Genomic DNA, 23,716 nt, shown 5'->3' on the forward strand with positions numbered 1-23,716 from the left:
GGTGCGCAAGGGGTCATGGGTGGGCCGGGCCGACCGATACCGTGTCCGCATGGCGACAGAGCGACACAGCGATTCCCGAAGCGGTCAGGGGTGACGCGCCGCGACGAGCAGTTCGTGCTCGACGGCCGCTCCTACCGGGTCATCTCGACGACCGCGGAGCGCGACACCGGTGCCGTCCGTTTCGTCCTCGTCCACGGGGTCGGCACCTCGCACCGGTACTTCGCCAGGCTGCACGACGAGCTCGCGGCCGACGGCGACACCGTCTCCGTCGACCTCCCCGGGTTCGGCGGCGTGGCGAAACCCGACCATGCGCTCGAGGTCGCCGAGACGGCCTCGGGGCTCGCGCAGGTGCTCGACGCGCTCGGCGCCGGGCCCGCGGTCCTCGTCGGCCACTCCATGGGGACCCAGTGGGTCGTCGAGCTGGCCGCGCAGCGACCGGACCTCGTCCAGGCCCTGGTGCTCATCGGGCCGGTGACCGATCGTCGTCGTCGCTCGATGCCCCTGCAGGCCCTGGCGCTGGCACACGACACGGTCGGCGAGACGCCCGGCGTCAACCAGCGGGTGTTCGCCGACTACCTCCGCGCCGGACCGTCCTGGTACCTGCGGCACGTCCGGCGGATGATCGACTACCCGATCGAGGACCGCCTCGCCGAGGTCGCCGCTCCCGTGCTCGTCATCCGAGGCGGGAACGATCCGATCGCGCGTGCCGACTGGAGCCGTCTGCTCCGTGATCGCGCGGCGCGGGGTTCGATGGCCGTGGTGCCCGGTCACCGCCACGTCGTGCAGCACACGGCGCCGCGGGCGGTCGCATCGGCGATCCGCGCCTTCGTCGACGGGGCCGACTGAGACGCCCACCCCTCGGGCCGGCCGGCGGACCTCGGGCGCTACTTGTCCCAGGCGGTCGTCGGCGGGAGGCCTCGCGCCGCGCGCTCCTCGTTCAGCAGCTCCTCGATGAGGGGGAGCTTCGCCGCGGTGTAGGCGCGGCCGTCGTCGTGCGCCGCGGCCAGGCCGAGTTTGAGGTCCTGATAGCGGCGCACGGCGGACGCGTCGTGCAGCAGCTTGTCGCGGAACAGCCGCTGGTTGCAGTGCTCCCAGTCGGCGGCGGTGAACACGTGGAGGAGGTGCGTGCGCCTGCTGCCGTCCGACCGGGCGTAGACGGCGTGCGTGGTGGGGCCGGCGGGTTTCGGGTCGTAGCCGAGCTTCACCAGCAGCGGACCGAGGGTGCGGGGATCGGTGCCGTCCGACGCCCGCGCGGCGAGGTCGATGATCGGTTTGGCGACGAGTCCCGGAACGGCGGTGCTGCCGATGTGCTCGATCGCGTCGACCTCGGTGTGCAGGGCCGCCGTGAGCCGCGCCGCCTCGAGCTGGAACGCCTCGGCCCACGCCGTCCGGTGTCCGCTCAGCTCGATCATCGCGGCGGGGCGGTCGACTCGCGCATGATGAGCGTGGTCGCGAGGTCGGTGATGACCGGGACGTCGGTGCCCCCGAGGTGCGCGAAGAGGGTCTGCACGGCGTAGGAGCCGGAGGCGATGTGCGGGCTGCGGATCGAGGTGAGCGCCGGGGTCGTGAAGTCCGAACCGAAGATGTCGTCGAAGCCGATGAGGCTCAGCTGGGCGGGCATCTCGACGCCGCGCGAGCGCAGCTCCAGCATGATGCCGATGGCCAGGAGGTCGTTGTACGCCAGGACCGCCGTGGCACCCGTCTCGAGCACGGACGTGGCCGCCGCCCTGCCCGCGGCCATGTCGGGCTGCGTCGACGGCACCCGCACCGTCTCGATCCCGCGCTCGGCGCACAGCTCCCGGGTCCGGCTCCACCGATGCCGGGACATCCAGGACCGGCCGGGGCCGGAGACGAACGCGAGACGGCGGTGCCCGAGCCCGACGAGATGGTCGATCGCCGCGGTGAGGCCGGGGTCGATGTCGGCGACGATGCTGTCGACGTCGTCGACCTGGCGGTTGATCACGACGACGGGTTTCACCTGGCCGAGCGCACGGACGTCGTCGGGCAGGAGTCTCGAGGTCGCGAGGATGAGCCCGTCGACCGACGGCATGAGCCGTCTGGCGGTCAGCAGTTCCATCTCCGCCGACTCCTTGAACTCCGCGAGCACGAGCGTGTAGTTGCGCTCCGCCGCCTCCCGCTCAGCGCCGCGGACGACGTCGAAGAACATCGGGTTGGTGATGTCGGCGACGATGAGGCCGAGGGTGCCGGTGCGTCCGGTGGGGAGCGCGCGGGCGGCCGGGTTGGCGACGTAGTTGAGCTGCCTCGCGGCGTCGTGGATCTTCTGCGCCGTCTTCTCGTTGATCCGGCCAGGGCGGCTCAGTGCTCGTGACACCGTCGACGGGTTGACGCCCGCGAGCTGCGCGATGTCGTAGATGGTCGCGGCTCGCTTCGTCTTCGCGGGCGCGGCGGCGGCTTCGGGCACCTCGACGTCGGGCGCTTCGGTGTCGGGTACCGGCAGGACGACTTCGGCTGACGCGTCAGAGGTGCTCATGGGGCTCGCTCCTCTCCAGCGCCGCCGTCGGCGACCTGAGCCATCGTACTGCCGTGTTCGTGGCTCGCGGGGTCACCCCGGGCCCTCAGCGGCGCCCGTCCTCGAGCGCGTGGCTCGCCCATTCGTAGGACAGTCGGTGCGACTCGAAGACGCTCTCGACGCTCGGGAAGTCGACCTCGATCATGTAGTCGCCGTCGTAGTCTTCCGGCATCGCCGCGACGATGGCGTCGAAGTCCAGCACGCCGAGCCCGGGCTCCGCCCACAGGCGCTTCGTCTGGGAGGTCTCGTGGTACGACAGCGTGCCGTCACCGGCGCCGTCGAGGTGGTCGGCGTAGACGTCCTTGATGTGGATGCCCCCGACCCGGTCGCGGTAGTCGGTGATCATGGCGACGGGGTCGGCACCCGCCCAGCGCAGGTGACCGGTGTCGGGACCGAAGCCGATGAGGTCCGGCCCCAGGGTGTCGAGCAGGCTGCGGATCTCGTGCTCGGTCTCGAACACCCCGCCGACGTGGGAGTGGTGCAGCGGACGGATCCCCTCGGCGAGGAGGACCTCGCAGGTGCGGCCGGCGTAGTCGATGGCGCGGTCGAGGCGCTCCTGGGAGAAGTCCGCTCCCACGGCCGGGGTGGCCATGCGGGCCGGGACCGACATGGAGGAGATCATCGTCCGGTCGAGTCCGAGTGATGCCTGTGCGGCACCGAACGCCTTGGCGGCCTCCAGGACCTCGGCCAGGTCGACGGTCTCGTCGAACGAGTTGCTGAACAGGCTGAGCGACGGCGCCAGTCCGTAGCCGTCGATCCAGGACCGGTACTCGTCGGCGGTCATGTCCTCGGGGATGTCGGCCTTCACCGCGGTGAAGCCGATGCGCTGGAAGTCGGCGAAGGCCTCCTCGAACACCTCGCGTGTCTTGCCGCGTGCGCTCCAGTAGGGGATGGGGTTCGCCGCCACCCGGGGCTGCCGGGCGTTCATCGGGCCACCGCCGGAACGGTGTCGAGGCGGACGGGCGCTCCGGTGCGGGCCGATTCGTAGAGGCCGGTGATGATCGAGATCGCCTGGCGGTTCTCCGCGAGGGTCACCCGCAACGGCTCCTCGCCGCGGATCGCGGCGAGCACGTTCCGGTACTGCCGCAGATGCGCGTCCGACATCTGGCCGGCGACGCTGGAACCGGCCTGGGTCTGCTCGGTGAACTGCTCGGCCTGGTTGGTGCCGGCGCCCTGCGAACCGAAGAACGCCTCGGCGCGCTCCGTGCCGGCTGGGGTGGCGTGGAAGTAGGTGAGCTGGTCGTTCTCGATGACCGCCGACCCGCGATCGCCGTGCACCTGCAGCCTGGCCATGAGGCCCGGGTAGACGGCGGTGGAGCCGTGGAGGACGCCGAGCGCGCCCGAGGCGAACCGCACGACACCGACCGCGACGTCCTCGGTCTCGATCCGTTCGTGGGCGAGCAGCGCGGTGTAGCCGAAGACCTCGACCGGACGCCCGAGCACCGCGACGAGGAGGTCGACCGTGTGCACGCCCTGGTTCATGAGTGCACCGCCGCCGTCGAGCGCCCACGTGCCGCGCCAGTCCCCGGAGTCGTAGTAGCTCTGACCGCGCCACCAGTCGACGGACGCGATGCCCGAGGTGAGCCGACCGAAGTCGCCGCGCTCGACCGCGTCGAGGATGATCTCGGTCGAGGGGTCGAACCGGTGCTGCGAGATGACGGTGACGAGCGTCCCGGCTCGCTCCTGGGCGGCGATGATGTCGTCGGTCCGCGAGACGGTGACGTCGGCCGGTTTCTCGATGATGACGTGCTTCCCGGCCTCGAGCGCCTCGATGGCGAGATCGGCGTGCAGTCCGGTGGGCGTGCAGACGACGACGATGTCCGGGTCGGTCTGCGCCAGCGCCTCGGTGAGGCTCACGAACGCCCGTCCGCCGCGCTCGGTGACGAGGGCCTCCGCCTTCGCGAGTTCGGGGTCTGCGACGGCGACGAGCTCCAACTCGTCGCGCAGCTGGTCGATGACGATGCCGTGCTGCTTCGAGATGATGCCGGCGCCGGCGATGGCGATGCGGTGCGGTCGGGTCATGCGGGGGTTCGCTCCAGTTCGGTGGGTGATGCGGGGTGCGGTCGTGCCGGCTCAGGCAAGTCGGCGGAGGTGCGCGAGGGCGGCTTCGAGTTCCGGTTGGAAGTCCTCGAAGAGGCACTCGACGGTGACGGGGCCGTCGTAGCCGCCCTCCCGGAGGGCCTCGACGAAGGGTGCGAGCGGCCAGTCACCCTGCCCAGGGGGTCGTCGCTCGGCATCGGCGATGTGCGCGTGACCGATGCGCGGCCCGAGGTCCCGGACGACCGACAGCGACTCGGCCTCGAGCATGATGTGGAAGAGGTCGGCGACGACGGGGACGCGCTCGATGCCGAACTCGTCGAGGAACGCGACCGTCTCCTCGAGGGAGTTCAGGAGGTTCGTCTCGCGTCGGTTCAGCGGTTCCAGGACGATCTGCAGCTCGTTCCGCTCGGCGGCGTCGCGGGTCTCGACGACGACCTCCGCGAACCGCGCCCGTGCGGCCGCGAGGTCGACCCCGTCGGGGATGGTGCGCGCGGTCCCGCTTCCGAAGACGATCTTCGCGCCCGGCTCCGCGACCGAGCCGATGATGGGCATGGCGGCGTCGAGGTAGGCGGTGACGCGGTCCGCCGGGACGCCAGGGTCCGCCAGGGACAGCTCGGCGGGGAACAGGATCGCGAAGGAACCGCGGCGGACCGTCGCGTCGTACGCGGGGTTGCGCACCCAGCCCTCGCCCTCGGCCATGACGAGGTTGCCGACGATGGTCGACTCGGCGTAATCGGCGCCGGCGGCGAACGCTCCGGCGATGCGCTCGCTCGGCACGATCACGCCGTAGCCGCTGAGCGGGTACCGCTGAGTCGTCGGGTTCGTGGCGGATCGCGTGTCCGTGTCGGACATGGGGGTCCTTCCGTTCGTGGAGTGGAGGGTCATGGCTACTTCAGGCTTCCCGAGATGAGGTCCAGGCGCCAGAAGCGCTGCAACACCAGGACGAAGATCACGACGGGGATGACGGCGACGAGCGCGCCCGCGATGGCCACCGAGTAGAGCACCGGTTCGCTGCCGCCGCGGTTGAGCATGAGGAACATGGCGACGGTGATCGGGGACAGCTCCGACTTCGACTGCATGATGTACGGCAGCAGGAAGTTGTTCCAGGCGCCGATGAACTGCAGCAGGAACACGGTGACGAGGCCGGGGAACAGCAGCGGGAGGCCGATCGAGACGAAGGTGCGCCCCTCGTTCGACCCGTCCACGCGTGCGGCTTCGAGGAGCTCCTGCGGGACGGACCCCCGCGCGAACACGTAGGAGAGGTAGATCCCGAACGGCGTGATCGAGATCGGGATGAGCACCGCCCAGTAGGTGTTGGTGAGATTGAGCTGCGCGAACAGCATGTACTGCGGGATCGCGAGCGTGATCGTCGGCAGGAGGACACCGGCGAGCAGCCCCACCATCACGGCCTTCTTGCCGGGGAACCGGTAGAGCGCGAGCGCGTACCCGGCGGCCGCCGAGATCACCGTCGACAGCAGCGCTCCGCCGATCGAGTAGATGAAGCTGTTGCCCAACCAGCGGGTGAACGAGCCGTTCTCGTACTCGAAGAGGTCGACCAGGTTGTCGACGAGGCTCGACCCGACGGAGAAGGCGCCCGTCGAGAACAGCTCGCCGGTGCTCTTCGTCGCGGCGAACACGACCCAGACCATGGGGAGCAGGAAGTAGACGACGGCGATGAGCAGGACGATCGTGGGCAGGAGGCCGCCGAGCTTCCGGACGAGGCTCGGACCACCCTGCGGCTTGCGGTCGTGCTCGCGGTGGCTCCGGCGCGAGGTCTCCCTGGCACGTCGGTCCTCCTCGACCCGTTCCGGGGTGCGTGCGGTGGTGGTCATGCGTTCCTCCGAGCGGCGAGGCGTTGCCCACCGAGCACCAGGAGCGACAGCAGCACGGTGGCGAGGGCGAGGATGATGGAAGCCGCCGACGCCGAGTTGAGGTCGTCGTGGGCGAAGGCGTCCCGGTACACCCGCATGAGCGGGAAGTAGGTCGAGTTGATGGCCGGCGTGAGACTCGAGAGCATCTGCGGTTCGCTGTACACCTGCAGCGCGCCGATGATCGAGAACAGGCCCGTCAGGATCGTCGCGGGCACGATGTGCGGCAGCTTGATGTACCAGGCGATCCGGGGCTCGTCGCAGCCGTCGATGCGGGCGGCGTCGATCTGCTCCTTCGGCAGCGACTGCAGCGAGGTGTACAGGATGATCGTGTTGAACCCGATCCCACCCCACAGCACCACGTTGATGATCGCCGTCATGACGAGGTCGCCGCGCAACAGCGTCGGGAACTGCAGGCCGAAGGTCTCCGCGAGCTGGTAGATCGGGCTGATCTCCGGCACGTACAGGAAGCCCCACATGAGTGCCGCGATGACGCTCGGGACGCCGTACGGCAGGAAGATCGCCATGCGGCTGAACGCCCGGAGGTGGGCGCGGGGCAGGTCGAGGAGGAGCGCCAGCAGCATGGCCGTCAGCATCATGATCGGGACGAGGAACAGCGCGTACACGGCGAGGTTGCCGAGGCTGGTCCAGAACGTCGGGTCCTCGAGGACCTTCACGTAGTTGCCGAGCCCGACGAAGACCTCCTCACGCACGCCGTAGGCGCTCGCTCCGGCCGCCGTCCCCATGAGGCTGAGGCCGCCGGAATAGACGATCGGGATGATGAAGACGAACACGAAGAGCACGACCGCGGGTGCGATGAGTCCCCAGGCGAACAGGTGGTGCGGGCGCGTCAGCGAGACGCGCCGTCCGGTGGGGGCCGTGCCCGCGGCGGTGCCGCGGGCACGGGGCTGCTCGATGGTCGGCACGGTCACTACCCGGCCAGGTCCTTCTGGACGATGTCCTGCACCTTCGGGAGGACGTCGGCCCATGGGCTCGTCCCCTCGATCGCGTTGCCGAGCTCGTCGGTGATCGCGGTGAAGGCGACCTGCGTGTTCGGTCCCCACTGCACGGACACGAGCTTCGAGGCGGCCTCGGTGGCGCTCGGCCAGTACGTGGTGTCCTCCGGCATGAGGTCCGGCGGCGTGCGGTCGATCTCCTGGCCGTGGAGTGCCCCGGTGAACTTGTTGACCTCGACGAGCCCCTCGGCTCCCTCTTCGGAGGCGTTCAACCAGGTGATGAATTCGAGGGCCTGCTCGTAGTGCGGGCTCTCCTTGAGGATGACGTTGGCGGAGCCGCCGCGGGCGAAGACCCTCGGGTCGGCGGTGTCCCACTGCGGGATCTGCGCGGCCGACCACAGGCCGACCGTGTCGGGGTACTGGTTGAGCAGCGGACCAGGCGCCCACGCCCCGGCGATCGTGCCGAGCACGCGGCCGCTCGCGGTCGCCTCGATCTGCTCCGGGCTGCCGGTCTGGTAGGTGCTCACGAGGTCGTCCTCGACCATGCCCTGCCAGAAGTCGAGGACCTCCTGCGTCTGCGCGCTGGCGATGTCGACGCTCCACTCCTCGTCGGAGTAGTCCCACCACTCGGCCCCGTTCTGCAGGGCGAGACCCATGAACTGGTCGGCGTCGATGGAGCTGAAGTTGAAGAGGTACCGGTCGCCGTCGAGCGTGCGGACCTGCTCGGCGAGGGCGCGGAAGTCGTCCCAGCTGGCCGCCGGTGTGAGGCCGTACTGGGCGAAGAGGTCGTTGCGGTAGACGAACAGCGCCGGCCCGAGGTCCTGGGGGACGCCGTAGATCGTGTCGTCGAAGGAGACGGTGTCGAGCACCGTGGGGGAGTAGGCCTCCTCGAGCTCCGCCTTCGCACTGTCGAGCGGGGCGAGTACCCCGGCGGAGACGTAGGTGGGCATCTGCGTGTACTCGGCCTGGGCGATGTCGGGTCCGTCGCCGGCGCGGACGGCGCTCAGCACGCGGACGGGCATGTCGGCGCCGCTCGCAGGGGCCGAGATGTTCACCTGGATGTCGGGGTTGGCCTCGTTCCACACCTCGACGCGTTTGTCGATGTTGGAGCCCCAGGCCCAGAACTCGAGCGTCACCGGGCCGTCGGCCGAGTCGTCGCCGCCCGGCCCTGAGCAGGCGGTCAGTGCGAGGGCGAGGATTCCCGCGGTCGCGATTCCGAAACGAATGCTGCTTGCCACTGCAATCTCCTTTGATAGCGGGGGTGCGCTCCTCGCGGCAGTGAAGCGTTTCAGCGGTGGTTGACCGTGACGTCCTGGGCGGAAGCGGGATCAGTCTCGCAGAAGGTCCGCGACGTGGCAAGCGATTGCCACCAAGTGGTGGCAATCGGTTGACAGGGTGTCGGTCGCTGGCTTCAATGGAGGCGTGCCAATGACGCTGCAGAACGATCCAGACCGCCTGCTCCCCGCCGATCCGGGGACGCGCGACGTCGCCCGCGAGCTCTACCGCTCCGTCGCCGAGCTGCCGATCATCTCCCCCCACGGCCACGTCGACCCGGCGATCCTCGTCGACGACACCCCGTTCACGGACGCCACCCAGCTCTTCCTCCGTCACGACCACTACGTGACCCGCCTGCTGCACGCCTCCGGTCACTCGCTCGCCGAGGTGGGCGTGCCCGACGCCACGGACGGTGGGGCCGTCGCCGCCCCGCGCGACGCCTGGCGTCGGTTCTGCGAGGAGTGGCCCCGCTTCGCCGGCACCGCCTCCGGGTATTGGCTGAGCACGATCCTCGGTGAGCAGTTCGGTGTCACGGAACAGCCCGACGCGGCGAACGCGGACCGACTCTTCACCACGATCGAGGAGGCCCTCCAGCAGCCGGCGTTCCGCCCGCGTGCGCTCTTCGACCGCTTCCGCATCGAGGTGCTCGCGACCACCGACGACCCGATGGACGACCTCGCAGCCCATGCCGCGCTCGCGGCCGATCCCGGGTTCCGGGGGCGCGTGCTCCCGACGTTCCGCCCCGACGCGTACCTCGACCCGTCGAAGCCCGGCTGGCCGGAACGTGTCGCCGCGCTCGCCGCCTGGAACGGGACGCCGGAGGGGAGCCACCGCGGGTATCTCGAGGCCCTCGCCGGCCGTCGTCGGCACTTCATCGAGCACGGCGCGGTGTCCGCCGACCACGGGGTCCTGGAACCGCGCACCGTGGAGCTCGACGCCGCCGAGGCGCAGACCCTCTTCGACCGGGCGCTGTCGGGGACCGCCGACGCCGCCGAGCTCGAGCGCTTCGCCGCCCACATGCTGTTCGAGAGCGCTCGGATGAGCGTCGAGGACGGTCTCGTCATGACCGTCCATCCGGGCGTCTTCCGTGACCACCACTCGGCCACGCGCGGACGCTTCGGGCCGGACACCGGCCACGACCTGCCGGTGCGCACCGACTACGTGCAGCCCCTCCGCCCACTGCTCGAACGCTTCGGGACGGCTCCCGGATTCCACCTTGTCCTCTTCAGCGTGGACGAGACGAGCTACTCGCGGGAGATCGCCCCGCTCGCCGGGTTCTACCCGAGCGTCTTCATCGGCGCACCGTGGTGGTTCCTCGACGCACCCGACGCCGTGCTCCGCTTCCGAGCGGCCGTGACGGAGACCGCGGGCTTCTCGCGAGGGTCCGGGTTCATCGACGACACCCGGGCGTACCTCTCGATCCCGGCGCGCCACGACATGTCGCGACGCCTCGACGCGGCGTTCCTCGCGAGGCTCGTCCGGGAGGGGCGTGTCGACCGGGTGACGGCCGAGCGGACCATCCACGACCTCGTGGTCGACCAGCCGCGACGGGTGTTCAAGCTGTGAGGGCGCCATCGGCTGAGCGTCCCGTCGACGCGGACCACGGAGCGGAGACGGCCCCCCGGCTGTCGCGTGCGCTGCTGCCCGGCTTCCCGACGGCGCCGGTCAGGATCGTCCACCTCGGACTCGGCGCCTTCCACCGCGCGCACCAGGCCTGGTACACGCAGCTCGCCGACCCCGAGCACGAGTGGGGTATCGCCGCGTTCACCGGCCGAAGCCCACAGGCCGCGACCGAGCTGAGCGCTCAGGACTGCCTGTACACCGTCGTCGAGCGGTCGGCCGCAGGCGATACGGCGACCGTCGTCGGCTCCATCGTCGAGGCCAGGGACGGAGCCGACCTCCCGCGCCTGCTCGACCTCCTCGCCCTGGAGTCGACCGCGATCGTCACGCTCACCGTGACCGAGTCCGGGTACCGCCTCGACACCGACGGCCGACCGGACGCGTCGGATCCGGCGGTCGAGCAGGACGTCGCCATCCTGTCCGCCGCCTGCCGCGCCGAGGAGGCGCTCGCGGAGGCCCGACCGACGACGGCCCTCGGTCGGCTGGTGCTCGGTCTCGAGGCGCGCCGTCGCTCTGGAGCCGGCCCGATCGCGATCGTCCCGTGCGACAACATCGCCGACGGCGGCGCGCTCGTCCGGGGCGCGGTGCTCGCGCTCGCCGAGCGGGTCGACCCGGCGACCGCGGCGTGGATCGCCGAACAGGTGTCGTTCGTCTCGGCCTCGGTCGACCGCATCACGCCGCGGCCGACCCCCGCGGACGAGGTGGCGGCCGCCGCCCTCACCGGCTGCTCCGATGCGGTGCCCGTCGTCACCGAGCCCTTCACCGACTGGGTGCTGAGCGGCGACTTCCCCGCTGGACGACCGGCGTGGGAGCGGGCCGGGGTCCGCTTCGTCGACGACCTCGAGCCCTTCGAGCAACGCAAACTCCGCCTGCTCAACGGTGCGCACAGCCTGCTCGCCTACGCCGGACCGCTCCGCGGGCACGCCACGGTCGCCGAAGCCGTCGGCGACTCCGCGTGCCGAGCCTGGGTCGAGGAGTACTGGGACGAGACGGAGCGCCACCTCCCGGAGGACCTCGACCTGGCGGCCTACCGACGTGCGCTGCTGGAGCGCTTCGACAACGCCCGCATCGAACACCGGCTGCAGCAGATCGCGCTCGAAGGCGTGACGAAGCTGCGCGTCCGGATCGTCTCGACCCTCCTCGGTGAGCTGGCAGCCGGTCGCCCCGGGACCGGTTCGCTCCGCGTCGTCGCCGCCTGGGTGCGCGCCGTGCAGACGGACGACCGCCCGGGGGACGCGGCCGCGGACGCCATCACCGAGGCCCTGCGCCTGCCGGGCACCGAGCGCACGACCGCACTCGTCCGCCTGATCGACCCACGCCTGCTCGATCCGTCGAGGGGTGGGGGCCCGGCGCTCGTCGCCGAGGTCGAACGCCTCGGTGCCGACCTGGTCCGAATCCGCCCGCGGCCCTGACACCACATCCGCTCGACCCCCGCGCGGCCACCTCGGTCGCACCGTACGAAGGAGTAGCACCGATGAACATCGACAAGGCCGAGGTCATCGTCACGAGTCCCGACCGGAACTTCGTGACCCTGAAGCTCACGACGGACGACGGGCTCACCGGGCTCGGTGACGCCACCCTGAACGGGCGCGAGCAGGCCGTGGTCGCGTACCTCGCGGAGCACGTCGTGCCGCTGCTGCTCGGGCGCGATGCGGCTCGGATCGAGGACACCTGGCAGTTCCTGTACCGCTCGGCGTACTGGCGTCGCGGTCCGGTGACGATGGCGGCGATCGCTGCGGTCGACATGGCGCTGTGGGACATCAAGGGCAAGGCGGCGGGCATGCCCGTGTACCAGCTGCTCGGTGGGGCGTCGCGGACGGGGCTGCTCGCGTACGGGCACGCGTCGGGCAAGACGAACGAGGAGCTGTTCGACAGCGTCCGCGAGCATCAGGCGCAGGGCTATAAGGCGATCCGCATCCAGACCGCGGTGCCCGGGCTGAAGTCGATCTACGGGATCGCCTCCAACGCCACCTTCGAGGGCAACACGGGCGTGCGCTACGACCACGAGCCGGCTCAGCGGGGCGGCCTGCCGAACGAGGAGGATTGGGACACCCGGTCGTACCTGCGTCACCTGCCGACGGTGTTCGAGGCGGTGCGGAACGAGTTCGGGCCGGAGTTGCCGTTGCTGCACGACGGGCACCACCGGATGACGCCGATCCAGGCGGCGAAGCTCGGGAAGTCGCTGGAGCCGTACGACCTGTTCTGGCTGGAGGACTGCACGCCCGCGGAGAACCCGGAGGCCCTGCGCCTCGTGCGGCAGCACACGACGACCCCGCTCGCGATCGGCGAGATCTTCAACACGGTGTGGGACTACCAGCAGATCATCCGCGAGCAGCTCATCGACTACGTCCGCAGCGCGGTGACGCACACGGGCGGGATCACGCATCTGAAGAAGGTGCTCGACTACGCCTCGCAGTACCAGATCAAGTCGGGCATGCACGGGCCGACGGACATCTCCCCGGTGGGCATGGCGGCCGCGATGCATCTCGGGCTCGCGATCCACAACTTCGGGATCCAGGAGTACATGAAGCACGGCGAGAAGACCGATGCCGTGTTCCAGCAGTCCTACACGTGGGCCGACGGCATGCTGCACCCGGGCGAGGCTCCCGGTCTCGGTGTCGAGCTCGACGTCGACGAGGCCGGCAAGTACCCGTACCAGCGCGCCTACCTGCCCTACAACCGCCTGGCCGACGGCACCGTCCACGACTGGTGATCGTGGGCCGGGCGTAGCGCGCGGCTCGCTAACCCGATGCGGCGTGAGTGCGCCCCTCCGCAGGCCCGCGTTCACGTTGACTTGGAGCTGTTGACGAATATTCGACGAGTTTTCCCAGCTGCACCAACTGGCAAATGGGGAAGAGCCTAGGGCTTGCCGTCAGTACACGAGCTGACTCAAGAGCTGGACCGAGACTCTGAAAATGGCCGCGGCGTCGCTCTGGCTTGCTCCCTTCGCAGGACCTCGCGCGGTAGGACGGGGTCAGTCGACGATGGCGATCGCGTCGATCTCGACGAGCATCTCCTCGCGGGGGAGGCCGGTGAAGACCGTGGTGCGCGACGGCAGGACGCCGCCCGTGACGCGCGAGCCGACGAACTCGCCGTAGGCGTCGTTCATGATCGCGAAGTCCTCGCGCTTCGTGAGGTAGACGCGCAGCATCATGACGTCGTCGAAGGTCGCACCGCCGGCTGCGAGGATCGCCTCGACGTTCTGCAGGGTGCGGGTGGTCTGCGCGGCGACGTCACCCGGGAACAGGTACTCGTTCGTCGCTGGGTCGACGGGGCCCTGGCCGGAGACCTGGACGAAGTTGCCCTTGCGGACCCCCTGCGAGAAGGTGTGCGCGGGAGCCGGAGCGTCGGTCGTGGAGATGGCGGTGCGTGCGGTCATGGGGGTGTCCTTCGTGTGGGTGGCCCTTCGACAAGCTCAGGGACCGGGGTGGGGGTCAGCGACCGGGGAGTGGTCAGGGGGCGGGGTGGATGGTCAGGGACCGGGGAGTGGTCAGGGAGTGGGGGTCGGCGGCGGAGGCGCGTAGCCGAGCTCGGCGGAGATCGACTCCGTGGTGGCGAGCAGCTGTGGCAGCAGGGCGCGGACGCCGCTGTGGGGGAGCACCATCGTCGGGACCGAGATCGACACGGCGGCGGCGACGCGGCCGTCCGGCCCGAACACCGGCGCGGCGACGCAGTTCATGAAGCTCTCGTGCTCCTCGTGGTCCTCGGCCCACCCGCGTCCGTTGGAGCGCTCGATCTCTGCGAGGAGGGCGTCGGCGTCGGTGATGGTCTTGTCCGTGTACCGCTCGAAGACGATGCCGGTGACGACGCGCCGACGCTCGGCCTCGTCGAGTCCACCGAGGAGCACCTTGGCCACGCCGGTCGCATACAGCGAGGCTGGCAGGCCGACGCGCGAGTACATCCGGAGCGGTTGGCGCGACTCGACCTTGTCGATGTAGAACACTGAACCGTTCTCGTACGCGGCGAGATGGACCGTCTGGCCGGTCGCCGCGCCGAGCGCGCGGAGGTGCGGGGCCGCGACTCCGCGCACGTCCTGCTCGTCGAGGGCGGTCTGCGTCAGTTCGAACATCGCCCGCCCGAGGTGGTAGCGGTACGAGGCGTCGCGGGTGACGAAGCCGTGCTCCTCGAGCGTGTTCAGGAGGCGCAGCACCGTGGTCTTGTGCACACCGGCCGTCGCCGCGAGTGCGTCGAGGGAGTTCGTGCCGGAGACGATCTCGCGGAGGAGGTCGAGCGCGCGGGAGAGTGACTGGCTCATGCGCCCACCGTCCCCGGTGATCCGGCGGTCGACCAGGGCAAGGGTCGATCGGCGGCGATCCGCCATGAGGCCCATGCCTCGTCGTCCGCCTCGACGATGGTCCGGACGCCGGGTGCGTCGGGGACGGACTCCGGGCGGTCACCGTGGCAGATGAGCGTCGATGCCGCGACCGCGTGGCCGAGCCGCGTGCAGGCGGCGTCGTCGAGTCCGTGGGCCAGGCCGGCGAGGTAGCCGGCGGCGAACGCATCGCCCGCGCCGACCGTCTCGACGACGTCGACCGAGAGGGACCGCACCACGCAGTGCTCCGCGACGCCCCGGTGGACCGTCGTCGCGGCGTTCTCTTCGTCCTTCAGGACGATGCGCTGCAGGGTGGGCAGATCCGCGAAGAGCCGCTCGGCGTCCGCATGCCCGAAGAACAGCTCCGCCTCGTCGGTGCCGAGGAAGAGGACCGAGGCCTGGTCGAGCAGACGGTGGAGTGCGGCCGTGGACCGGCGCTCCCACAGGCGCGGCCGGAAGTTGAGGTCGACGCTCAGGACGGCGCCGTCGGGGAGGGCTCCACCCAGCTCGCCGACGAGTTCCGCGGTCGAGTCGGACAGCGCGGGCGTGATCCCCGAGGTGTGCACGATGGCCGACGCGGTGACGGCCGCACGCGTCGCGTCATGCAGGAGGGTGTCGGCACCGAGCGCCGACGCGGCCGAGCCGCTGCGGTAGTAGTGCATCCGCGGTCGTCGATCGCCGTCGGCACCGACGACCGTCTCCTTCACGTAGAGCCCGGTGGGTCGGTGGTCGTCGCGCTCGACGGCGTCGGTGAGCACGCCGTCGTTGCGGGCCGTCTCGAGGATGTAATCGCCGAAGCCGTCGTCGCCGACGCGCGAGATCCAGTGGGTGGGGACGCCCAGGCGAGCGAGGCTGGACGCGACGTTGAACTCCGCACCCCCGACGCCCGTGCGGTACTCGCGCGCCTCGGCGACGGGGAGCTGCCCCTCGGGGAGGAGGACCACCATCGCCTCGCCGATCGTGCTCACGGTGGACGGTGACGTCGTCATCACGGTTCCCCTCGTGTCGCGGCCCTGTCCGGTTGACGGCCTGTGGTCGCAATGCTAGAACAGACGTAGCAATCCGTGCAATAGACGTTGCACATGTTGCAACCTGCCTCGCCGGTTCGCGGTGGTGCAACGCTCGGACCCGAAACGAGGAGACCATGACGGACGACTTCGACGCCGCCGACCTCGGGGTGCTCGACGGCAGCCTCAAGGGCTTCCCGCCGGCCTCCGTCGGAACGGATGCGGCCACGTTCCTCGGAGCTCGCCCGGCGCTCGCCGACTTCACGACGCCCCTCGTCACCCTCGACCGCTCGGCGGTCGCCGACAACGTCGAGACCATGCGGCAGTGGTGCGAGCGCGCCGGCGTCGGGCTCGCCCCGCACGGCAAGACGACGATGAACCGTGCTCTCTGGCAACGCCAGCTCGACGCCGGTAGCTGGGGTGTCACCGTCGCGACGCCGTGGCAGCTCTCGATCGCCCTCGACTGGTCGATCCCCCGCGTCATGCTCGCCAACGCGCTGGTGCAGCCTGAGCACCTCCGCGCCGTCGGGCGCGCGTTGGACGAGGGCGACACCGAGATCGTCGTGTGGGCCGACTCGGTCCGCGCGGTCGAGATCATGGCCCGCGTGCTCGCCGAGCAGCCGCCACATCGTCCACTGCACGTGCTCGTCGAACTGGGAGCACCGGGCGGCCGGACGGGGGCCCGCGACCACGCCACCGCTCGGGAGATCGTCGACGCCGTCGTCGCCTCGCCAGAGCTCGCGCTCGCCGGTGTCAGCGGGTACGAGGGCGCGCTCGCGCACCACGGCGACGAGGGTTCGCTCCGGATCGTCCGCGACTACCTCGAGTCCCTCGCGGCGCTGCACACCGAGTTGCTCGCCAGCGGCCGCTACGACGAGCGCGTCGACACCGTCATCGTGACCGCCGGCGGCAGCGCCTACTTCGACGTCGTCGCCGAGGTCCTCGCCGGCCTGCGCGACCTCGACGGTGCACGCGGTCGGCGCGTCGACGTCCTGCTGCGCTCCGGCGCCTACATCACCCACGACGACGGCTTCTACCGCGGCATCACGCCCCTCGGACGGCACGAAGGCGTCGGTGCGTTCCGCTCGGCGATCCACGGCTGGGCCACGGTCGTCTCCCGCCCCGAGCCCGGTCTCGCGCTCATCGACGGCGGCAAGCGCGACTTCCCCTTCGACGAGGGGCTGCCTGAGGTGCAGGGTGTCCGTCGTGCCGGGTCCAGCATCGTCGAACCGCTGGCGGGTGCGACGACCACGGCCATGAACGACCAGCACACCTTCGTCTCCCTGCCGCCCGGCAGCGACGTCGAGGTCGGCGACGTGATCCGCCTCGGCCTCTCCCACCCCTGCACCACCTTCGACAAGTGGCGTGCGCTCATCGTCGTCGACGACGTCCGTCTCGCCGAACCGCACGCCGTCGACGCCGTCACCACGACCTTCGGCTGAGCCGACCCGAACAGGAGACCCGCATGACGCTCGAGACCCCTCCGTCCACCCCGCACGCCCTCGACGCGCTCTACGCCGACCGCGCCATCGCCGTCGTGCGCGTGCCCGTCATCCCCGACCCGGTCGAACTCTGCCGGGCGCTCGCCGCGGGCGGCATCCGCAGCGTCGAGTTCACCTTCACCACCCCCGGTGTCGAGGCGCTGATCCGGGCCGCCGCCGATGCGGCCGCTGACCACGGGGCGATGATCGGTGCCGGGACGGTCGTGGACCGCGACACCGCGCAGCGCGCCATCGACGCCGGCGCGCAGTTCCTCGTCACCCCCGGCCTGAGCGAGGAGGTCGCCGAGGTCGCGACCGCCGCCGGCGTCCCGTTCCTGCTCGGGGCGATGACGCCCAGCGAGGTCATGCGTGCCGCGGCACTCGGCTCCCACGCGGTGAAGATCTTCCCGGCCGCCGCCATGGGGCCCGGGTTCCTCAAAGACCTGTCCGGCCCGTTCCCCGGTCTCCGGCTGGTGCCCTCCGGCGGCCTGCACGCCGGCAACGCCCGCGACTACATCCAGGCCGGTGCCGCCGCCGTGACCGCGGGCTCCAGCGTGGTCGGAGCGGCCGACGTCGCCGCCGCGGACTGGGCCGGCGTCACCGAGCGCGCGGCCGCGTTCACCGCGGCGGCCCTGCTTCCGTGAGTTCACGGCCGACGGGCGATGCGCGCGCGGTGCTCCTCCGCGATGCGCGCATCGTCGACGGCACCGGTGGTCCGAGCGCGCTCGGCTCGGTGCTCATCGACGGCGGCCGCATCGTCGCGATCGGCGCTGACGCCGCCGCCAGCGCGCCGGCCGATGCGCTCGTCGTCGACGCGGCTGGGCTCGTCGCCGCACCGGGGTTCATCGACATGCACGCGCACTCCGACCTCGCCGTGCTCCGCGACCACGACCACCTCGCGAAGGTCTCGCAGGGCGTCACCACCGAAGTGCTCGGGCAGGACGGCCTCTCCTACGCGCCGACCGACGACCGCACCATGGCGATCGTCCGGCAGCAGATCGCCGGCTGGAACGGGCAACCCGACGACGTGGACTTCGCCTGGCGGAGCGTCGGCGAGTACCTCGACCGCGTCGACCGCGGAGCCGCGCTGAACGTCGCCTACCTCGTCCCGCAGGGCTCCGTGCGCATGCTCGTGGTCGGCACCGAGAACCGGGCTGCGACCCCGGACGAGATCATGCGCATGCGGGAGCTCGTCGCTGCAGGGCTTCGGGAGGGTGCCGTCGGCATGTCCTCCGGCCTCACCTACGTGCCCGGGATGTTCGCCGACACCGACGAACTTGTCGCGCTCTGCCGCACGGTCGCGGAGCACGGCGGCTTCTACGCACCGCACCAGCGCTCCTACGGGAAGGGTGCTCTCGAGGCCTATGCGGAGATGATCGACGTCAGTCGTCGCTCCGGCTGTGCGCTGCACCTCACGCACGCGACGATGAACTTCGGCGTCAACGCAGGTCGTGCGGCCGAGCTCGTGGCGCTCATCGACGACGCCATCGCCGACGGTGTCGACCTCACGCTCGACACCTACCCCTACCTTCCGGGGTCGACCACACTCTCGGCACTCCTCCCGAGCTGGGCGGCCGTCGGCGGGCCGGAAGCGACGCTCGAGCGACTCGGCGACGACGACGTCCGCGCGCGGGTGCGGTACGAGCTCGAAGTGCTCGGCACGGACGGCTGCCACGGCGTCGTCACCGACTGGGCGACGATCGAGATCTCCGGTGTCGCGAACCCCGAGCTCGCCGGTTTCGTCGGCCGGACCGTCTCCGCCATCGCCGCCGAGGACACCGGCCACGCCTGGTCGGGCGACCCCACCGCCCTGTTCTTCGAGCTCCTCGAGGCCGACCGCCTCGCGACCGGCATCCTCCAGCACGTCGGCGACGAGGCCAACGTGCGCACGATGATGGTGCACCCGGCCCACACGGGCGGCAGCGACGGCATCCTCGTCGGCGCGAAACCCCACCCTCGCGCCTGGGGCACCTTCCCGCGCTACCTCGGGCACTACGTCCGTGAAGCCGACGTGCTCGGGCTCGAGGACGCCGTCGCCCACCTCACCTCCCGTCCAGCCGCCCGACTCGGGCTCACCGAACGCGGCGTCCTCCGCGTCGGTGCCGTCGCCGACGTCGTGCTCTTCGATCCCGAGACGATCGCCGACCGCGCGACCTTCGCCGAACCGCGGCAACAGGCCGCCGGCATCCCGTGGGTCTTCGTGAACGGCGTCGCCGTCATGGCCGACGGTCGTCGCACCGACGCCGTCCCCGGCCGCTCGCTCCGTCGTCGCCCGTCCTGACCCGTTCCCCCTCCCCGTCGACACAGAAGGTCCTCCCATGCCCATCCACGCCCTCGCGAGCCGCGTCGTCGCCGCTGCCGCACCAGCCCCGAGCGACCCCATCGGCTGGTTGCAGCAGACCACGCCCGGCCTGCTCATCCTGTGCGCCGTCGCCATCGCGGTGCTGCTGTTCCTCATCATCCGGGTGAAGCTCGAGCCCTTCATCTCCCTGTTCATCGTCGGCATCGGCCTGGCGCTGGCGACGGGTACGAGCATCTACCAGATCGTCGGCGTCGCCGTCCCCGACCCGTTCGACGACGAGCAGATCAAGCCGGGCGCGTCACTCCTCGAGACCGGTTTCGGCGGCATCCTCGGGCACATCACCATCATCATCGGCCTCGGCACCGTGCTCGGCGCGATCCTGGAACGCTCCGGCGGCGCCGACGTCCTCATCCGCAAGCTCCTCGGCCGCTTCGGTGAGCGTGGCGCACCGATCGCGATGGGGCTCACCGGGCTCATCTTCGGCATCCCCGTGTTCTTCGACGTCGGCATCTTCGTCCTCGCGCCCCTCGTCTACATCACCGCGCGCCGTGGCGGGAAGTCGCTCGTGCTCTACGCCCTGCCGATGCTCGCCGGCCTCTCGATGACGCACGCGTTCCTGCCCCCGCACCCGGGACCGACGGCGCTCGCCGGCACCTTCGAGGTCGGGCTCGGCTGGCTCATCCTGATGGGCTTCCTCTGCGGTATCCCCGCGTTCATCGCGTCCGGTATCGCCTGGCCGCTGTGGATCGGCAAGCGCGTCATGGTGTCCGTGCCCGAGGAGTACGTGCTCGAGCCCGAGGACGACGCCCCGGACCGCAAGGACGTCTCGCTGTGGGCGGTCGGGCTCATCATCATCACGCCGATCCTGCTCATCCTCGCCGCTACCTTCGGAGCTCTCGCCCTGCCGAGCGGCCCGCTGCTCGAGGCGTTGACGCTCATCGGGAACCCCGCGGTCGCGCTGACGATCGCCGTCTGCCTCGCGTACTACGTCCTGGGCGTGCGGCGCGGCATGACGCTCGCCGAGCTGGGTGAGCTCTCCGGGCAGTCGCTGCGTCCCATCGGTATGATCCTGCTCGTGGTCGGCGCCGGTGCGTTCTTCGGTGCCGTCATCTCGGCGACGGGTGTCGGGGCGGCACTGGCCGAGGTGCTCGGTTCGCTCGGCCTGCCGATCATCGTGTCGGCGTACCTCATCAGCTCCGGACTCCGCATCGCGCAAGGGTCGGCGACGGCGGCGATCGTCATCACCGCCGGCATCCTGCAGCCGGTCGTCCTCGCCGGTGACTACTCGCAGCCGCAGTTGGCGCTCATCGGCATCGCGATCGCGGCCGGATCGATCACGCTCTCGCACGTCAACGACGGCGGGTTCTGGATCATCGCGAAGTACTTCAACATGTCGGTCAAGCAGACGCTCGCGACCTGGACCGTCCTCGAGACGATCCTCTCGGTCGTCGGCTTCGGGATGGTCGCCCTCATCTGGCTCTTCGTCTGACCGCCCCGAACTCAGGACGGCCCTGGTGTGTCCGGGTGGGGTCTCGGTGTGTCGCGTCCGACGCGCCGGGCCCGTCCTGAGTGAGGGACGGAGCCGACGCGAGATGGTGCCGTTCGCAATTCAGGACGGCTGCGGCGTGTCCGCGAGCGGCCTCGGTGTGTCGTGTCCGACGCGCCGAGGCCGTCCTGAATTGTGGACGCTCAGAAGAGGCGGGAGTCGCTGTCGTCGAGGCCGCGCATCGCGTCGTAGTCGAGGACGACGCAACGGATCCCGCGGTCCTGCGCGAGGGTGCGCGCCTGCGGCTTGATCTCCTGTGCGGCGAACACACCCTGCACGGGAGCGAGGAGGGGGTCGCGGTTCATGAGTTCGAGGTACCGCGTGAGCTGCTCGACACCGTCGATGTCGCCACGGCGCTTCAGCTCGACCGCGACCGAGGCGCCGCTCGCGTCGGTGGCGAGGATGTCGACCGGGCCGATGGCGGTCATGTACTCGCGGCGGATGAGCCGGTAGCCGTCGCCGAGGAGTTCGATCTGTTCGGCGAGGAGCTTCTGCAGGTGCGCCTCGACGCCGTCCTTCTGGAGGCCGGGGTCGACGCCCAGCTCGTGCGCGCTGTCGTGCTGGACCTCGTGGATCGAGACGATGAGCGCGTCACCCGTCTTCTTGTGGGTGACCTTCCACAGTTCGGTGATCCCGGCGGCCGCCTGCGTCTCGTCGGGCTCGACGGTGGTGAGGGTGCAGGGCGGACTCATCCAGTTGAGCGGCTTGTAGGAACCACCGTCGGAGTGGACGAGAAGGCTGCCGTCGTTCTTCACCATGAGGAGTCGGGTGGCGAGGGGCAGATGGGCACTGAGGCGTCCGGCGTAATCGACGGAACAGCGGGCTATGACGAGACGCACCAGACGAGTCTAGGAGGCGAGCCTCGCCAGCGGGTGACTCGATGGCGACGAACGGGGTCCGAGTCGCGGGTGCAGCTGGTCGGGCGGCCTCCGGCTCGCCCGTAGAGTGAGCCGGATGAAGCCCCTCCTCACGCATGACGTCACGATGTTCCGCGGCGTCACCCAGATGAGCGGGGTGCCGGCCAGGATCGAGCTGTTCGAGGACCGGTTCGTCCTCAGCGTCCTCGATCGAACCGGCCAGCCGTCCGAGACCGTGATGGACACGCCCCTCAGCGGGCTGCAGGTCGGTGGTTCGATGGCGCTCCTGACCTTCCGGGTCGGCGACCTCAAGCGCCGGGTCGACTTCTCGTTCGCCGCCCGCGCAGCGATGGCGCGTCCGGGCGGCGTGTTGGCGGTCGGGCCGATCCTCAAGGAGAGCGGCATCTACCCGTGGCTGGCGGCGTTCCGTGCCCGCGGCGTGCGGGTGCGGTACTTCTCCCTCGGGCACATCTGGTTGGTGTCCCTGGGCGCGGTCGCGATCATCGTCGCCGTCGTGGCCGCCGTCGGCGTCGCCAGCGTCACCTGAGCCGCCCGCCGGAACGGCCTGCTCAGCGCTTCCGGCGGTTGCTCTCGCGCGCAGCGGGGGAGGCCAGCCCGGCGAGCACGATGAGGACGAGGACGACGAACAGGGCGTTGAGGAGTCCGATGCCGTCGCCGAGGATGCCGATGAGCGGCGGCCCGACGAGGAACGCGCAGTACCCGATCATCGCGACGGCGCTCACCCGTGCCGCCGCGTGCTTGGAGTCATCGGCCGCGGCGGACATGCCGACCGGGAAGCCGAGCGAGGCGCCGAGCCCCCACAGCACGGTGCCGAGGACCATGAGGCCGGTCACCGGCGTCAGGATGAACAGCACGAGCCCTGCGATCGCGGCACCCGCCGACACCTGCAGCACCGGCACGCGGCCGAAGCGGTCGATGAGCGGCCCGCCGACGATGCGGCCGACGGTCATCGCGGTGACGAACACGCCGTAGACGAGCGCGCCCGTCGTGTTGCTCTGCTCGTGGCCGTCGACCACGGCGAGGGCTAGCCAGTCGTTGGCGCTGCCCTCGGCGAACGCCATGCCGAGCATGATGACGCCGATGAGGATGAGTCGGCCGTCCGCCCAGACGGACAGGCTTTCGCGCAGCCGTTCGCGCCAGGGGGCCTTCGGGGTGTCGTCGAGGTCGACGACCGCCTGCTCCGCCGGGACGAAGCGGACGGCGATGACGGCGGCGACGGCGATGACGGCAGCCAGGATCAGTGCGTGCCAGAACACCTCGACACCGGCGGCCGATGCGAGGGCACCGAGTCCGGCGCCTGCCACGGTCCCGAAGCTGAAGCACGCGTGCATGAGCGGCATGACCGTCTTGCCGAGTTCCTGTTCCGCCGCGGCGCCCTCGACGTTCATCATGACGTCAAGCGCACCGTTGCCGAAGCCGAAGATGATGAGCCCGACGAGGACGATCCCCTCGAGCGGCACGAGGCTCGCCCCGACGCCGATGAGCAGCAGGCCGGCCGCGACGAGGCCGAGCGTCAGTCGCATCCCGTTCCGCGGGCCGAGCCGGGCGAGCAGGTGCTGGGAGGCGACGAGGCCGATGATCGACCCGATCGACATGCCGAGGATGAGGAGGCCGACCGTTCCGGTGGTGAGGTCGAGGTTGTCGCGAATCGCGGGCAAGCGCGCGACCCAGGTGGCGATGCTGAGGCCGCTGAGGGCGAAGATCACGAAGATCGCGTTCCGCCAGGCGAGGAGTTCGCGGCGGGGACGCAGGGCGACGGGGGCGGTGCGCGGGGTGGTCGGCTCTGACACGAGGTCCTCAGGGTCGGTGCTGCGGGCGCCGGAGCGCTGCGTGGAAGGGGTGGGTCGTCGGCGGATCGGTGTGGATCCGCGCGGAGTCGAATCGATTCGATTCCGTCGACT

The 23,716-nt window shown here is 70.6% G+C and carries 22 protein-coding genes; 9 read left to right on the top strand and 13 right to left on the bottom strand.

The window, feature by feature from the left end; genetic code table 11:
* Positions 1-90 precede the first annotated feature (90 nt).
* Entirely contained in the window at positions 91-846 is a 756-nt protein-coding gene (locus tag ITJ57_RS01485; protein ID WP_370582125.1) for an alpha/beta fold hydrolase, read from the top strand.
* Between the two features lie 38 nt (positions 847-884).
* Here ITJ57_RS01485 and ITJ57_RS01490 read toward each other — a convergent pair whose 3' ends face one another.
* From ITJ57_RS01490 to ITJ57_RS01525, 8 genes are all read right to left on the bottom strand, one after another.
* Complete coding sequence (locus ITJ57_RS01490; RefSeq protein WP_194668528.1) at positions 885-1,412, bottom strand: GrpB family protein; 528 nt, start codon at positions 1,410-1,412, stop codon at positions 885-887.
* Positions 1,409-2,491 carry a LacI family DNA-binding transcriptional regulator gene (locus ITJ57_RS01495; RefSeq protein ID WP_194668529.1) on the bottom strand — a complete coding sequence of 361 codons (1,083 nt, stop codon included), beginning with the start codon at positions 2,489-2,491 and terminating at the stop codon, positions 1,409-1,411. Before ITJ57_RS01495 ends, ITJ57_RS01490 begins: the two co-directional genes overlap by 4 nt.
* Before the next feature lie 85 nt (positions 2,492-2,576).
* Positions 2,577-3,458, bottom strand: coding sequence for a sugar phosphate isomerase/epimerase (locus tag ITJ57_RS01500; protein WP_194668530.1), 882 nt, complete (start codon positions 3,456-3,458; stop codon positions 2,577-2,579).
* Positions 3,455-4,552: a Gfo/Idh/MocA family protein gene (locus ITJ57_RS01505; RefSeq protein ID WP_194668531.1), complete on the bottom strand. Its 1,098-nt coding sequence runs from the start codon at positions 4,550-4,552 to the stop codon at positions 3,455-3,457. Before ITJ57_RS01505 ends, ITJ57_RS01500 begins: the two co-directional genes overlap by 4 nt.
* 51 nt (positions 4,553-4,603) lie before the next feature.
* Positions 4,604-5,422 carry a sugar phosphate isomerase/epimerase gene (locus tag ITJ57_RS01510; protein ID WP_194668532.1) on the bottom strand — a complete coding sequence of 273 codons (819 nt, stop codon included), beginning with the start codon at positions 5,420-5,422 and terminating at the stop codon, positions 4,604-4,606.
* 35 nt (positions 5,423-5,457) lie between these two features.
* Positions 5,458-6,402, bottom strand: a complete 945-nt coding sequence (locus ITJ57_RS01515; RefSeq protein ID WP_194668533.1) for a carbohydrate ABC transporter permease — start codon at positions 6,400-6,402, stop codon at positions 5,458-5,460.
* Positions 6,399-7,370 (bottom strand): carbohydrate ABC transporter permease, encoded by a 972-nt coding sequence (locus ITJ57_RS19710; protein ID WP_370582126.1) that lies wholly within the window; start codon positions 7,368-7,370, stop codon positions 6,399-6,401. Before ITJ57_RS19710 ends, ITJ57_RS01515 begins: the two co-directional genes overlap by 4 nt.
* The gene (locus tag ITJ57_RS01525; RefSeq protein WP_194668535.1) at positions 7,370-8,632 is read right to left on the bottom strand and encodes a sugar ABC transporter substrate-binding protein; all 1,263 of its coding nucleotides are present in this window, start codon (positions 8,630-8,632) and stop codon (positions 7,370-7,372) included. The genes ITJ57_RS19710 and ITJ57_RS01525 overlap by 1 nt, the downstream gene beginning before the upstream one ends.
* A 190-nt stretch (positions 8,633-8,822) precedes the next feature.
* On the opposite strand from ITJ57_RS01525, the gene uxaC reads away from it, so the two are divergent.
* From uxaC to manD, 3 genes are all read left to right on the top strand, one after another.
* Positions 8,823-10,235, top strand: coding sequence for a glucuronate isomerase (gene uxaC / locus ITJ57_RS01530; RefSeq protein ID WP_194668536.1), 1,413 nt, complete (start codon positions 8,823-8,825; stop codon positions 10,233-10,235).
* Entirely contained in the window at positions 10,232-11,701 is a 1,470-nt protein-coding gene (locus ITJ57_RS01535) for a mannitol dehydrogenase family protein (protein ID WP_370582127.1), read from the top strand. The genes uxaC and ITJ57_RS01535 overlap by 4 nt, the downstream gene beginning before the upstream one ends.
* Positions 11,702-11,763: 62 nt before the next feature.
* The gene (gene manD / locus ITJ57_RS01540) at positions 11,764-13,002 is read left to right on the top strand and encodes a D-mannonate dehydratase ManD (RefSeq protein WP_194668537.1); all 1,239 of its coding nucleotides are present in this window, start codon (positions 11,764-11,766) and stop codon (positions 13,000-13,002) included.
* A gap of 261 nt (positions 13,003-13,263) precedes the next feature.
* Here manD and ITJ57_RS01545 read toward each other — a convergent pair whose 3' ends face one another.
* The 3 genes from ITJ57_RS01545 to ITJ57_RS01555 form a co-directional block, all read right to left on the bottom strand.
* Positions 13,264-13,668 (bottom strand): RidA family protein, encoded by a 405-nt coding sequence (locus tag ITJ57_RS01545; protein WP_194668538.1) that lies wholly within the window; start codon positions 13,666-13,668, stop codon positions 13,264-13,266.
* Between the two features lie 111 nt (positions 13,669-13,779).
* On the bottom strand, positions 13,780-14,544 hold the full coding sequence (locus tag ITJ57_RS01550) for an IclR family transcriptional regulator (protein ID WP_194668539.1): 765 nt from the start codon (positions 14,542-14,544) through the stop codon (positions 13,780-13,782).
* A complete protein-coding gene (locus tag ITJ57_RS01555; protein ID WP_194668540.1) occupies positions 14,541-15,590 on the bottom strand; it encodes a sugar kinase in 1,050 nt (349 codons plus the stop codon). The genes ITJ57_RS01550 and ITJ57_RS01555 overlap by 4 nt, the downstream gene beginning before the upstream one ends.
* Before the next feature lie 155 nt (positions 15,591-15,745).
* On the opposite strand from ITJ57_RS01555, the gene ITJ57_RS01560 reads away from it, so the two are divergent.
* From ITJ57_RS01560 to ITJ57_RS01575, 4 genes are read left to right on the top strand one after another with little or no spacing between them, the layout of a single operon-like run.
* Positions 15,746-17,050 (top strand): amino acid deaminase, encoded by a 1,305-nt coding sequence (locus ITJ57_RS01560; RefSeq protein ID WP_194668541.1) that lies wholly within the window; start codon positions 15,746-15,748, stop codon positions 17,048-17,050.
* A 23-nt stretch (positions 17,051-17,073) separates the two neighbouring features.
* Positions 17,074-17,733, top strand: a complete 660-nt coding sequence (locus ITJ57_RS01565) for a bifunctional 4-hydroxy-2-oxoglutarate aldolase/2-dehydro-3-deoxy-phosphogluconate aldolase (protein WP_194668542.1) — start codon at positions 17,074-17,076, stop codon at positions 17,731-17,733.
* Positions 17,730-19,370 (top strand): amidohydrolase family protein, encoded by a 1,641-nt coding sequence (locus ITJ57_RS01570; RefSeq protein WP_370582128.1) that lies wholly within the window; start codon positions 17,730-17,732, stop codon positions 19,368-19,370. The genes ITJ57_RS01565 and ITJ57_RS01570 overlap by 4 nt, the downstream gene beginning before the upstream one ends.
* A 37-nt stretch (positions 19,371-19,407) precedes the next feature.
* Positions 19,408-20,880, top strand: a complete 1,473-nt coding sequence (locus ITJ57_RS01575; protein ID WP_194668543.1) for a GntP family permease — start codon at positions 19,408-19,410, stop codon at positions 20,878-20,880.
* Positions 20,881-21,080: 200 nt separating this feature from the next.
* Here ITJ57_RS01575 and nucS read toward each other — a convergent pair whose 3' ends face one another.
* The gene (nucS, locus tag ITJ57_RS01580; protein ID WP_056009922.1) at positions 21,081-21,776 is read right to left on the bottom strand and encodes an endonuclease NucS; all 696 of its coding nucleotides are present in this window, start codon (positions 21,774-21,776) and stop codon (positions 21,081-21,083) included.
* Positions 21,777-21,891: 115 nt separating this feature from the next.
* On the opposite strand from nucS, the gene ITJ57_RS01585 reads away from it, so the two are divergent.
* Entirely contained in the window at positions 21,892-22,341 is a 450-nt protein-coding gene (locus ITJ57_RS01585; RefSeq protein ID WP_194668544.1) for a hypothetical protein, read from the top strand.
* Between the two features lie 22 nt (positions 22,342-22,363).
* Here ITJ57_RS01585 and ITJ57_RS01590 read toward each other — a convergent pair whose 3' ends face one another.
* Complete coding sequence (locus ITJ57_RS01590; protein WP_370582356.1) at positions 22,364-23,701, bottom strand: MFS transporter; 1,338 nt, start codon at positions 23,699-23,701, stop codon at positions 22,364-22,366.
* Between the last annotated feature and the right edge of the window lie 15 nt (positions 23,702-23,716).

The sequence above is a fragment of the Plantibacter sp. VKM Ac-2880 genome, from assembly GCF_015351235.1.
Taxonomy (GTDB): Bacteria; Actinomycetota; Actinomycetes; order Actinomycetales; family Microbacteriaceae; genus Plantibacter.